This window comes from Selenomonas sp. oral taxon 920, assembly GCF_001717585.1.
GTDB lineage: Bacteria > Bacillota > Negativicutes > Selenomonadales > Selenomonadaceae > Centipeda.
Window position 1 is genome coordinate 488,232 of record NZ_CP017042.1, and the last position, 13,088, is coordinate 501,319.

Below are 13,088 nucleotides of genomic sequence, written 5' to 3' on the forward strand. Positions count from 1 at the left end.
CATCAACGTGAAGATCAATCAGAGAAGCTTGAAAAAATCCGATGAGTTGTGGCAAAGGGCGCAAGATACGATTCTTTCCGGATGTCAGTTATACAGTAAAGGCCCGGAGACGCATATCAAGGGTGTGTCTCCTATTTATATTGATCATGGCAAAGATGGGCACGTCTGGGATCCGGACGGTAATGAGTACATCGACTACGATATGGGGCTTGGGCCAATCCTGCTTGGCTATCAGTACAAGGCGGTGGATGATGCTGTACTCGCACAGCTGCGCCGCGGCATGGGATACTCCCTCGTTGCGCCCGAGGAAGTGGAGTACGCAGAACTTTGCATAAAGCATATCCCAAGCGCGGGTAAAGTCCGCTTCCTCAAAACCGGTTCTTCTGCGACGGAGGCGGCTGTCCGCATCGCACGTTGCTATACGGGGCGCAAGCATATCGTGCGCGGGGAGTATCACGGTTGGCATGAATGGACAACGGCGGCGGAGAGCGTTCGTCAGGGCGGTATTCTGCCTGAGGTGCGGCAGTTCGTGCATAAGTTTGACTACAACGATCTGGCAAAGGTCGAGGAATATTTTGAAACCTACCCTGGGGAAATCGCTGCTGTCATTACCGAGGCAGTCGAGGTTGAGCCGCCGAAAGAGGGCTTCCTTGAACAACTGAAGGATCTCTGTCATCGGAACGGAGCGTTGCTGATTTTTGATGAGGTTGTCAACGGATTCCGCTTCTCAATCGGTGGTGCGCAGGAATACTTTGGTGTGACACCTGATATTTCGACGTTCGGCAAGGCGACGGCGAACGGAATGCCGCTCTCCATTGTCGCGGGACGCAAGGACATCATGGAGGAAGTAGATAAGAAAATCTTTATCTCTACTACCTTTGGCGGTGACTGTCTGTCCCTTGCTGCCGGTATTGCTGTGATGAAGGAACTCGAGTCTGGTGATGTTATAAAGGCAATCTGGGCGAAGGGGAAATACCTTCAAGATAATTTCCGTCGGCTTGCCAAGGATATTGATGTGCCGATTGACCTCAGCGGTTACCCCTGCCGTCTGAATCTTGAGTACACGGACTATGACGGGAAAAAGGACTGGCTATACAATTCTATATTTATGCAGGAGAGTGTCAAGCGCGGCGTCCTTCTCGGCTGGCACATCTTCCCCTGCTACACGCATACACAGGAGGATCTCGACTTCACGCTTAATGTATTCGAGGATGCGATGAAGGTCTATCGTGAGGCGCTCAGGAGCGGACATCCCGAAACCTATATGGAGGGACAGCCGTTGAAGATCGTTCTTGGATAATGCAGTGTGGAATAACAGATCGGATGGATGCTGTGAGCAGTGTTGCGGTGATTCGCGTAGATTCGTCCGAGCAGATTGGAAGCGGGCATTTGATGCGCTGTTTGACACTGGCGGAGCAGATGCGGAAGAAAAATGCGGAGGTTCATTTTATCTCGCGTGATCTTATAGGAAGTCTGCATCGGATGGTTACGGAGCATGGATTCTCTTTGCATCTCCTGCCGCGTCATGAGATGCAGGCAAATCTTACGGGCTATGCGGCATGGCTTACAGTTTTGCAGACTATGGATGCGGAGGAAACAGCGACGATTTTGCGCCAGATTCCACCCGTGGACCGTCTCGTTGTGGACAGCTATGCACTTGATATTGTTTGGGAACAGCAGATGCGGTCTCTGGTTCGAGAAATCTTCGTGATTGATGACCTGGCAAATCGCCAGCATGACTGTGATATCCTTCTCGATCAGAACTTCTATCGTGAGATGCAGTACCGTTATGATGGGCTTGTACCACCGAAATGTAAACTTTTGCTTGGTCCACCCCATGCGCTCCTGCGAGAGGAGTTTTATGCGGCGCGTGCACATCTCAGAAAGCGGGACGGCCGTCTGCGCCGTATTCTCGTATTCTATGGCGGCAGTGATGCGACGTGCGAGACAGAGAAGGCGATTCATGCGCTTTTGCAGCTGCATTTGCCTTCTGTTGATGTAGATGTTGTTGTTGGCGGGAGCAATCCGCAACGTACGTATATCGAGAACCTTTGCGCGTCACATGGATTTCTCCACTACCATTGTCAGGTTTCCCATATGGCGCAGCTCATGGCAAATGCTGATCTTGGTCTTGGGGCTGGAGGAACGACCTCTTGGGAGCGTTGCTTTTTGGGGCTTCCCACCATTGTAACGGCAATCGCCGAGAATCAGTTTGAGGTTTGTCGGGACTGTGCCGAAGCGGGACTGATTCACTATCTGGGTAAATGGGATGAAGTGACAGCGGCAGATCTTATGAGAGCAGTGTCGAAATATATGAATCCTAAGCTCCTTAAGGATTTTCAGCAGACCTGCAGTATCCATATGTAAAATCTACAGTAGGTGGAAGTGTTATGTGGGAAAATATCAGTGGTGTCAAAAAGAATGAATATGGTTTTTTTCAACTTGATCCTATCCCCCAATTGGAGGAGTTGGAGAAACATTATCGGGAAAGATATTATCAAGAAACCAAATCTGATACATACGAACAAGAGTATGATGCAGAGGAACTGGAGTATATCCGCGCCAACTTGGAAGAGAAAGAGTATTTATTAAATACTCTTTGTGTGCAGGAGGGGGACAAGAGTTTCTTTGATATAGGCTGCGGTGAGGGATGGGCACTCGCATATTTTCATGAACGCGGATGGTCTGTTGAAGGTTGTGATTTTTCCTGTTATGGAATTCAAAAGCATAATAAGAGCGTGGAAAAATTCTTTGTTCAGGGAGATGTCGAATCTGTTTGTGACGCTCGCATTGCTGCGGGGAAAGTATATACTGTTGTCCATATGGAAAATGTTCTCGAGCACGTTATTGACCCAAAGTTGATTTTACAAAAATGTGAACAACTCTTAGCGCAAGGTGGCATACTCTATATTAATGTGCCAAATGATTTCAATCCGTTGCAGGGATACCTTTATGAAGGTGGACTCATCAAAAGGACAAAATGGATTGCTGAGATGGAGCACATCTCATATTTTAACAAAGATGGTTTGGTGAATTTGGCTCAGGAGTGTGGCTTAGAAACTAAGCTTGTTCTGGGAACAGACATCATAGAGTTCTTTGGATTGAATCCGGATACGAACTATTATGACCATCCAGAAGTCGGACATAATTGTCATGTCGCAAGAAGGCATTGGACAAAACTTTTGCGCGAATTTTCTTTGAACGAAAAGATTGCACTTTACAAAGCTCTGGGAGGTATGGGACTGGGTCGTAATTTAATTGCTGTGTTTGGGAAAAGGCAAATGGGATGAAAGACATCATTTTGACAGGTGTTTCACGAGGTCTTGGACGAAGTTTGTTCCTCTCGTTGAATCATCAAACTGATATTCGCTTAACCTGTATGGGCAGGCATGTTCCTGATAACAAAGAAAAAATCTCGGGTTTATTCATTGTATGGGATTTTGCAAAGCCAGATCAGATGCCTCAAATAGATCATGCGTTATTAGATGAAACAGAATCCATCGTGTTTATTAACAATGCAGGGACGATAGCACCCATTGGTGAAATCGGAGTGCTTTCTGATAAACAACTCGAAGAAGCTGTACACATCAATTTTGTTTCTCCTATGGCTTTTTGTAACCAGCTTGTTGGCTTTTGCCGCAGAAAAAAAAGGAAGCTCAAGATCATCAATATCTCGAGTGGGGCAGCAGATCATCCAATTGCCGGGTGGGGCGCATACTGCTCAACTAAAGCGGCGTTTAAAATGTTTCTTGATGTCTTGGCGGAACAAGGAAAAGCAGACAGAGATGTCGAGGTCATCCACGTAGATCCCGGTGTTATGGATACGGACATGCAGGAACAGATTCGCGCGTCAACCGCGGCGTCTTTTCCTCGTCTTGCGGAATTCCGCTCATATAAGGTAAATGGGAAACTGCGTGATCCCGATGAAGTCGCGCAAGAGATTATCCGAAAGTATATTTTATGAGCCTGATCGCTGTTCTCTCTGATATTCATGGAAATGCTGTTGCATTGCAGGCGGTCTTACAGGATATTCGGCGACAGAAAATTGAAGAATGTTTTATATTGGGGGATTTGATCGGGTATTACCATCGTCCTCTCGAGGTTCTTCAGCTTTTGGAGGAGTCCAAGCTTCGGTGCCGTATGATTCGTGGAAATCACGAGCGCATGCTGGAACGTGCACTGCAAGGTAGTATAGACTGGGACAAGATATGCGTAAAATACGGGCATGGGCTTGAAATCGCCGCACAGCAGATTCCTACAAAGAGTTTGATGGAGTTCCTCTCACTGCCTAATCAGCGACAGGAAGAACGTGACGGTAAACGCTTCCTTCTGTGTCACGGATCACCACCTGATGAAGATCGCTATATTTATCCCGATGCGAAAGCAGAGATGTTTGATTTCGCGGAGATTGAAGCTGATTATGTCCTTCTGGGACACACGCATTATCCAATGATTCGATGCAGCAAATTCTTTTGCGTCGTCAACCCTGGATCTGTCGGACAGGCGCGTGAGCGGGGCGGATATGCCGATTGGTGTATCATCAATACGGAAAATGATGTTATAACGATGCGGCAGACACCGTACGACATCACGCAGGTTTTGAACGAGTGTCGTCAATACGATCCGGAACTTGGATATTTGCAGGATGTTCTGCGTCGCTGAGAGAAAAGGAGACACATCATGCTGTTTCACAAGGTTCTGGTGACTGGCTGCGGCGGCGATATTGGGCTTGCGATCGGACGTATCTTACAGGAAGAACGGTGCGCAGCCGCTGTGATCGGCTGCGATATAGAGGCGGATCATGCGGGATGGGTATTCTTTGATGACTGCTTTGTTGTTGAGAGAGCGACATCGTCGAACTACATGGATTCCTTGATGCAGCTTGTGGAGAAGGAGCATATAGATCTCGTTATTCCGAGTTCTGAGCCTGAGCTGCGGACGCTGTACGCAAACGACTTTTTCGGACGGAAAGATCTGTTCCTGACCGCCAATAAGAAAGCGATGGAAGTTGGATTCGATAAGTATAGAACAGCAGAGTTCCTGCAAAAACATGGACTTCCTCATCCTTGGACACAAATTGCTGCACATGGGATGCCGCAGGAATTCCCCTGCATTTTGAAAAGTCGGACAGGGTGCGGCAGCAAGGATGTACGCATTCTTACAGAGGAAAATAATTGCGATCAGGTTTTTGAGAGCAAAGACGAAATCTTTCAAGAGTTGATCGAGGGCGATGACGCCGAATACACGTGTGGGCTTTTCCGCAGCTCCTCGGGAGAAATACGAAGCATTATTCTTCGGCGGAAATTGCGCGGCGGACTCACAGGAAGCGGCATTGTTGAGACGAACTCTGAGATCGAGGAATTGCTTCATGCGATAGCCCTGCATCTTGATTTGCAGGGGAGCATCAATGTTCAGCTGCGTTTGCGTGCGGGTATTCCGTATGTTTTTGAAATCAATCCACGTTTTTCCAGTACGGTGCGGTTTCGATATAAGCTTGGATTTTCGGATGTGATTTGGTCAATGCAGGATTTTTTACATCGTGTTGTTGACCGTTATCAAACGCCTATGATCGGGACTCGTTTTTACAAGATCTATGAAGATATTATTGGATAAATGATTATATGGGAGCTCGGATATGTGGAGTAAAATGGGGACGCCTTTTATCATTGCAGAGATGTCGGGCAATCATAACCAATCACTCGAGAGAGCACTCGCCATCGTTGATGCTGCGGCAGCGGCGGGGGTTGATGCGGTCAAGATTCAAACCTATACCGCAGATACGATGACCCTCGATATTGATACGGGCGAATTTTTTATTGCGGATAAAGACAGCCTATGGGAGGGCGAGTCGCTATACCATCTATATGAGAAGGCGCATACCCCATGGGAATGGCATAAGCCTATCTTTGACCGCTGCAAGGCACACGGAATTATGGGATTCAGCACGCCGTTCGATGATACGTCGGTCGATTTCCTTGAGGAACTTGGCGTTCCGTGCTATAAGATTGCATCATTTGAGAATGTCGATCTTCCTCTTATTCGGAAAGTTGCGCGGACAGGGAAGCCGCTTATTGTCTCGACCGGCATGACGACCGTATCGGAACTTGATGATCTCGTTCGAACGGCACGGGAGAATGGCTGCACAGATTTGACACTGCTCAAATGTACGAGCAGCTATCCGTCCTCTCCCGAGGGGACGAATCTTCGAACAATCCCACATATGCGGGAACTATTCCGTTGTGATGTGGGGCTGTCCGACCATACGCTCGGTATCGGTGTTGCCGTTGCGAGTGTTGCATTGGGGGCGACCGTGATCGAGAAACACTTTACATTGTCGCGTGCCGACGGAGGCGTCGATTCGGTCTTCTCTTTAGAGCCGGATGAGATGGCACAGCTCGTTCGAGAATGCCGTGTTGCTGCACTCGCGATGGGCGAGGTGCGCTATGAGATTACGGAACAGGAAAAGAAGTCCCTGCAGTTCCGACGTAGCCTATACGTTGCGGAGGATATGAAGGCGGGAGATGTCTTTACCGAAAAGAATCTGCGGCGCATCCGCCCGGGATTTGGCCTTTTACCCCAATACTATGATACGTTGCTTGGGCGACGAGTCAAATACAATGTGAAATGTGGGACACCTGTGTCTTGGGATTTGGTAGAGTAATGGCTCTGTTTGAATCAATCGTAAAACACTCAATAGAGAATAAATAGTCAATACGTAAGGAGAATTGCAGATGAGTGTGGAGATGACTAAAAAGAACAACAGAGTATTTCTTCCTATAACGATAAATAGAAAACTATGGAACTTTGATGCAGCAATGATTTTTCTTAACCAAGTATATTGTGAGCAGCTTGATGAAAAAGAAAAATCAAGATTACATTATAGCTTTTGTAATGTAAAACGGCCCATTAAGGATAAGCTTTTTCAGGATAATATCAAAGCTGTCGCTGCATGTATTGGCCAAGTTATAAGTAGTCATTCTAAGATTTATGAAGATAGGGAATACTGGGAGAGACTGTTTTTTAGATGCTTGTTGTATATTGTGTATGATGTCCAAGTAAAAATACTGCAATTTGAGGCTCTCAAGAGCCAGTATCGTGGGCAGGAGTTTTATACATATACAAAAAAAGAATTCATGGATAAGAACTATTTTGAAGGCAGGCCAGATTCTCTATGGACGGATGATTATCATCTTTGGCTTTATACTTATTTGGCAAAAAGATATTTTGGAATTCAAGTAGAACCTGTCGAGATTAAAGGCCCATCCGTCGCAAGGGGAGAGATAGAGAAGAAAAAAAACTCTTTTCTACATACACTATATTATAAAATCAAGAAAGCATGTACGTCATCTCCACAATATATACTGAGAAAACTAAGAGAATACATGTACATTAAAATTTTTCGTGGTAAAGAGGAGGTGTTGTATTATTGTTTAGACATTCCTGCTGATACGAGCTCGAAGTGGTTAATTGGATCCGTCGGAAAAATACAGCCTCTACAATTGCCCTTAATTGAAGTGAATGTTTCTATTTCGGATGAGTTGCGGCGGGACATAATATTTGCACTAAGGAATGTTAACAATATATCCCCTATTGTTGCGGATATTATAGGGCGAACCTTACCGAAACTCTATCTTGAAGAATATAAATATCATCATGAAAACAGCTTGCATTTCTTAACAACACATAAGAAATTGAAAGTCATATTATCATATACTGGAATACTGTCTTGCAGTAAGGAAACCATTTTTTCCTTCCTAGCGCAACGTCGTGGCGTAAAAATCCTGGAGCTGCAGCATGGGGGAAATTACGAACTAGTAGAAGGTATACTTGAACAAGAAGAATATTTAAGTGATGTTTTTTATTCATGGTCCAGAGGGGCAGCGAAGCCACGCTCTTCTATATGTGAGATTCTGAGCTCACCCTCATATAAATTTAGCTACTATTGGGATATGAAAAGCTCAGATCGATATGTTCTTTTTGTTGGGACTGCATTCTGGGTGTATCCACACTATGATGACTCCTTAGATGATGTTCACAAGAAAAGATATATAGATCGACAGATTGAATTCTTTTCTGCTTTAGAAAAGCATGTGAGAGATAATCTATATGTAAAAGAATTCTATGTAGACTATGGCTGGCATATAGTATCTTGTCTAACAAAGTTGTTTCCTATGCTTCAATTTTTAGGCACTGAAAAGATTGCAACAAATTTCAGTGAAGTGGATATGATAGATAGAAATATTTCCTTTGCCGAGGTTTTGACAGGATGTAGGTTGATGGTATGTGATCATCTCTCAACGACATGGCGAGAAGCGCTGTATCTTAATAAGCCATTCATTATGCTTTTGGATAGACAAACATCGCATTTTAGAGAAGAGGCTCTTGAAAATGTACGTTTGATGGAGGAAGTTGGTATCATCATATATGATTGTGACGAAGCGGCCTGGTTGGTAAACCGGATACATGAAAATGTTCAAGGGTGGTGGAATGAGCCCACGAGACAACGAGTTGTGAAAAAAATCCGAGAGGATTACTTATCTGAAGTGGATGATATTGATGATTGGTGGATACATGAATTACTGCGCCAAGCAAGGAAATGACTGAATTATGATGAAGAGAAGGCTATTTGATGAAAGTGGAAAGCATATCAACTGTTCTTCAGATAAAAGCCCCTTTATTTTATCTCAGCTTGGTCTAGGGATATGGCTGCTATGGAGTGATATGGAACTATGCCCTTTTTTTCAGTGATAATACCGACAAAGGCAAGACCTGCTATGGTGGATATAGCACTTTATTCCTTACATCACCAAACGTTTTCAGATTTTGAAGTCATCATTACCGACGATTATGATGATGAAGATCTTTCCTGTAAGACCATTGTTAAAAAATATCAAGATGAGCGCTTTATCTATGTGCATCCACCAGATGATCCCGTTTTGGGAATGTGTGGGAATTGGGAATATGGATTACAGTTTGCATCTGGACGGTATGTCGGCTTCATGCAGGATAAGATGTATATGTATTCAGATACACTACAGAGCCTACACACATGTATTCAGGAAGAAAAGATGCCGGATATGCTTAATTGGGGGTGGGACTTTTACAGTTTATATCAAATGGATGGAAAATCGTTTGAAGGAAAATTGGATCGTCGCCTAGATACGGTGAACAAGTGGGAAAAATGTGATCCGAAGGCGGCGATTGCAAAAAAGTTGGATTTTCCTAATGGAAATTTTCAAGATCATGGTGGCATTCCCGGATGTGGCAGTTTGTTAGGAGGGGTTATAAGAGCAGAAATTCTTCATAAAATCAAGGATACATATGGCAGCGTATTCAATTTTTTTAATCCGGACTATGGGCCGCCTTTATTGATTTTGAGCTATGTGAAAACGCTGGTTTTTTTTCGTGATAATTTGTATGTTATGATCCCCTTGTCGGATTCGGAAGGGATTGTACATAGCATATCGTATGCGGCGGCATGTAAATTTCAAGAGCTGAGTCCATGTGGGATAGAACGTTTGCAGTATGCGACTGTTCCGCATCTGCGGATTACGAATACAAATATGATTTCAGCGGATTATAATTATACAATGCATATGCTTAGTAGGAGCGAACGTTGCAATGAAGAAAATGTGTTTAAAGGTATTATCAGGGAGGCAGAATGCATAAGATATGATACACAGGAGGACTATCAACGAGAAAATGAGAGAATAAAAAAAGCCTGTCAGAAAAGGAATTGGGAAGTAGTGAAACTGCCTCAGGATACGAGAGGTGGCGCGATATTGCAGTGTGTGAATGAAGAAAAAAAGGGAAATATTCTATTGGATCTTATTCGCAGAGTTATTCCTTCCTGGCTGAAAAGCGTGATAAAATCTTGTTTAGGAATGCCTCGATATATAACAGTGCAGTATCAGTCGCCAAAAGAGAGTGTTTTTCGTCAGTGCTGAATATACCATTTACTTGTTGTCCGACAAAGTCATAGAGAGGGAAATATGAAGATCGCAATCACGGGTACAGGTTATGTAGGACTGTCGAACGGTCTTTTGCTTGCACAGAATCATGATGTGTGTGCGTATGATATTGATCCTGCCAAGGTGGCGCTGCTCAATCAGCAACGTTCGCCGATTGTCGATGCAGATATTGAGGCGTATCTTCGTAAGGAAGCATTGTCCTTCTGTGCTACAACAGATCCCGAGGAAGCGTTTTGTGGGGCGGAATATGTCATTATAGCAACGCCGACGGACTATGATCCCAAGCGGAATTTTTTCGATACATCATCGGTGGAGGATGCGCTGAAGAAGATCCTCGCGATCAATCCGAATGCTCATATTGTCATTAAGTCCACTGTGCCGGTCGGTTACACGAAGTCGCTCCAGCGACATTATACGTGTGAAAATATCTTTTTTGCGCCGGAGTTTCTGCGCGAGGGGAAGGCTCTTCATGACAATCTCTATCCGTCGCGCATCATCATCGGTGCACAGACGGCGGCGGCAAAGCTATTTGCACAATTACTGGTTGAAGGCGCGATAAAAAAAGATGTGCCGGTGCTCTTTATGGAGTCAACGGAAGCAGAGGCAGTCAAGCTCTTTGCGAACACCTATCTTGCTCTTCGTGTGGCGTACTTTAACGAGCTGGACAGCTATGCGGAACTGCGCGGTCTGGACAGTGGGCAGATTATTGAGGGCGTATGCCTCGATCCGCGCATCGGTATGGACTATAACAATCCTTCGTTTGGGTATGGAGGGTACTGTCTGCCGAAGGATACAAAGCAGCTTTTAGCAAATTATAAAGATATACCGCAAAATCTTATCACTGCTATTGTGCAGGCGAATCATACAAGAAAAGATCACATCGCCGAGATGATCCTTGCAAAAGAGCCTCGGACGGTAGGCATCTATCGATTGACGATGAAAACAGGATCCGATAATTTCCGTGCTTCGGCGATTCAGGGGATTATCAAGCGACTCCGCGCAGAGGGCGCGCAGGTCGTTATTTACGAGCCAATGGCGGAGAAAGCGGAACTGTTTCACTGCCGGATTCTCCATGATATCGAGGAGTTTAAGCGGGGGAGCGATATCATCGTAGCGAATCGCTGGTCGGCAGAGTTGTCTGATGTCAAGGACAAGGTCTACACACGGGATATTTTTAGAAGAGACTAGGGTCTTAGGCCAGGAGGTGAGAGCGTATGTGCGGATTTGCGGGGATCGTACGTCCAGGAGCAAGTGAGGAGAAAGAGTGTGTTGATGCAATGCTTGACACGATCCGACATCGTGGACCGGACGAGCAGGGCGTGTATATGTTCTCAAACTGTGCTCTCGGACATGTGCGTCTTAGCATCGTAGACATGGTGTCCGGGCGGCAGCCCATGCTCTCGGAACACAATGATATGGGCGTTGTGTTCAATGGGGAAATCTATGGATTTCGTGAAATTCGTGAGGAACTTTACGCAGATGGGACGGCCTTTCACACCAACTCAGATACGGAGGTTCTCCTTGCGCTTTATCAGAAATATGGCGGACAGATGCTTTCGCATCTGCCGGGCATGTTTGCCTTTGCTCTATGGGATGATCGGGAGCAACGTCTTTTTTGTGCGCGTGATCGATTCGGAGAGAAGCCGTTTTACTATGCTGTCGGACGAAATGGAGAGCTGATCTTCGCCTCAGAAATCAAGTCGATCCTAGCAAGCAATCTCGTTGACCCTGTCCTGGATATGCGTGCAGTCTCGCATTATTTGAATTACTCATATATTTATCCGACACTTACAATTTATAAGAACATATTTACGCTGCCGCCCGCGCATTCGCTTTGCTATCGTGCAGGGTGCATTGAGGTCGAACGGTACTGGACACTTCCCGAGACGAATACGAAAATCGGGGAGGAGGAGGCTGTCGAGGAGTTTTCGCGGCTTTTTCATCAGGCGGTTCGGCGGCAGCTGGTCGCCGATGTCCCTGTGGGAGCGTTTCTCTCCGGCGGACTGGACTCCGGCTCTGTTGTTGCGATTGCATCGGACTATGTGCCGAAATTGACGACCATTTCGTTTTCCTTTCGCGAAGGGATTGACGAGTCGCCGATTGCACATACGATGGCGGAACGATATGGAACGAACCATATTAATGTGCGAGATATTGATTTTGATACGGCATCGATGTTGATAAAGATGCAGGAAATCTTCGATGAGCCGTTTGCCGATCCTGCTGCGATTCCTGCCTATCTGATCGCGAAGGAGGCGCGCAAGCATGCTAAGGTCGTTCTGACCGGAGATGCCGGCGATGAGATGCTGGGCGGCTACGATACCAAATATTCCGCATTCGCCTATGCACGGCGTTTTGAGGAACAAAATATTTCCATCTCGTTATATCGACGACGGCTTCAGGCAGCTCATTTCGCGCAGCGTGTAAAAAGAAAACTGAAAACACTGTGCTCTATGGACAGACAGTCATCTGCTGTGCGTGATACGGAGATTCGTATGCGTGCTCTCGACATCTATGCGGATGCTCCACAAAACATTGCGGATTACGCACGGAGCACGTTTCGACTGCTCAGTAAGGAACAGGCACATGCGCTCGGTCTTGCACCGCTTGGCGATGATTATTGGCTGAACGAGGGACTTCTCGGAGGGAACGCGCTTGATGATGCAATCCGCATTGACTTGCTCGACTATCTTCCGGGCAACGGGTTCGTCAAATCGGATCGAACGACGATGGCGGTTTCTCTTGAAAGCAGGACGCCGTTCTGTGATGTCGAATTGGCAATGTTTGCGATCAGTCTGCCATTTTCGATGAAAGTGCGCGAGAAGTCCGCGAAGTACATCATGCGAAAAGCCTTGGGCAATCGCTGGACGGATGCGGTAAAGGGCTTTGCCAAAAACGGATTTTCGCCACCGTTCGGCGCATGGCTGCAGGAACCCAAGGTGAAGGAGATGACTTCGGTTTATCTGCACGAACGAGACAGAAAGATCTTTGATGTTCTTGATTTCGATGGTGTACAAGCGATTATGAAAGACCAGAATGCTGTTTGGCAGCAATGGATGCTGCTGCAGCTCTCCATGTGGCTGGAACTGCATCCATGCAGACTGGCGTGACTTCGAT

Annotated in this window: 11 protein-coding genes; all 11 read left to right on the forward strand. The window is 46.0% G+C overall.

Annotated features, from left to right (window positions below; all coding sequences use genetic code 11):
• Positions 1-7 precede the first annotated feature (7 nt).
• The 11 genes from BCS37_RS02250 (at position 8) to asnB (ending at position 13,081) form a co-directional block, all read left to right on the forward strand.
• Positions 8-1,300 carry an aspartate aminotransferase family protein gene (locus tag BCS37_RS02250; protein WP_069179957.1) on the forward strand — a complete coding sequence of 431 codons (1,293 nt, stop codon included), beginning with the start codon at positions 8-10 and terminating at the stop codon, positions 1,298-1,300.
• 32 nt (positions 1,301-1,332) lie between these two features.
• Positions 1,333-2,367 carry a UDP-2,4-diacetamido-2,4,6-trideoxy-beta-L-altropyranose hydrolase gene (gene pseG, locus BCS37_RS02255; RefSeq protein ID WP_237142727.1) on the forward strand — a complete coding sequence of 345 codons (1,035 nt, stop codon included), beginning with the start codon at positions 1,333-1,335 and terminating at the stop codon, positions 2,365-2,367.
• 23 nt (positions 2,368-2,390) lie between these two features.
• Positions 2,391-3,290: a class I SAM-dependent methyltransferase gene (locus BCS37_RS02260; protein ID WP_069179958.1), complete on the forward strand. Its 900-nt coding sequence runs from the start codon at positions 2,391-2,393 to the stop codon at positions 3,288-3,290.
• Positions 3,287-3,964, forward strand: a complete 678-nt coding sequence (locus tag BCS37_RS02265; RefSeq protein WP_069179959.1) for an SDR family NAD(P)-dependent oxidoreductase — start codon at positions 3,287-3,289, stop codon at positions 3,962-3,964. The genes BCS37_RS02260 and BCS37_RS02265 overlap by 4 nt, the downstream gene beginning before the upstream one ends.
• Positions 3,961-4,662 carry a metallophosphoesterase family protein gene (locus BCS37_RS02270; RefSeq protein WP_069179960.1) on the forward strand — a complete coding sequence of 234 codons (702 nt, stop codon included), beginning with the start codon at positions 3,961-3,963 and terminating at the stop codon, positions 4,660-4,662. Before BCS37_RS02265 ends, BCS37_RS02270 begins: the two co-directional genes overlap by 4 nt.
• Before the next feature lie 18 nt (positions 4,663-4,680).
• On the forward strand, positions 4,681-5,613 hold the full coding sequence (locus BCS37_RS02275) for an ATP-grasp domain-containing protein (RefSeq protein WP_069179961.1): 933 nt from the start codon (positions 4,681-4,683) through the stop codon (positions 5,611-5,613).
• A 22-nt stretch (positions 5,614-5,635) separates the two neighbouring features.
• Entirely contained in the window at positions 5,636-6,661 is a 1,026-nt protein-coding gene (gene pseI / locus BCS37_RS02280; protein WP_069179962.1) for a pseudaminic acid synthase, read from the forward strand.
• A 70-nt stretch (positions 6,662-6,731) separates the two neighbouring features.
• Positions 6,732-8,600, forward strand: a complete 1,869-nt coding sequence (locus BCS37_RS02285; protein WP_069179963.1) for an LIC12162 family transferase — start codon at positions 6,732-6,734, stop codon at positions 8,598-8,600.
• A 174-nt stretch (positions 8,601-8,774) separates the two neighbouring features.
• Positions 8,775-9,947: a glycosyltransferase family A protein gene (locus BCS37_RS02290; protein WP_237142729.1), complete on the forward strand. Its 1,173-nt coding sequence runs from the start codon at positions 8,775-8,777 to the stop codon at positions 9,945-9,947.
• A gap of 45 nt (positions 9,948-9,992) precedes the next feature.
• The gene (locus tag BCS37_RS02295; protein ID WP_069179965.1) at positions 9,993-11,159 is read left to right on the forward strand and encodes a nucleotide sugar dehydrogenase; all 1,167 of its coding nucleotides are present in this window, start codon (positions 9,993-9,995) and stop codon (positions 11,157-11,159) included.
• Positions 11,160-11,185: 26 nt separating this feature from the next.
• Entirely contained in the window at positions 11,186-13,081 is a 1,896-nt protein-coding gene (gene asnB, locus BCS37_RS02300) for an asparagine synthase (glutamine-hydrolyzing) (RefSeq protein WP_069179966.1), read from the forward strand.
• The last annotated feature ends 7 nt before the right edge of the window (positions 13,082-13,088 follow it).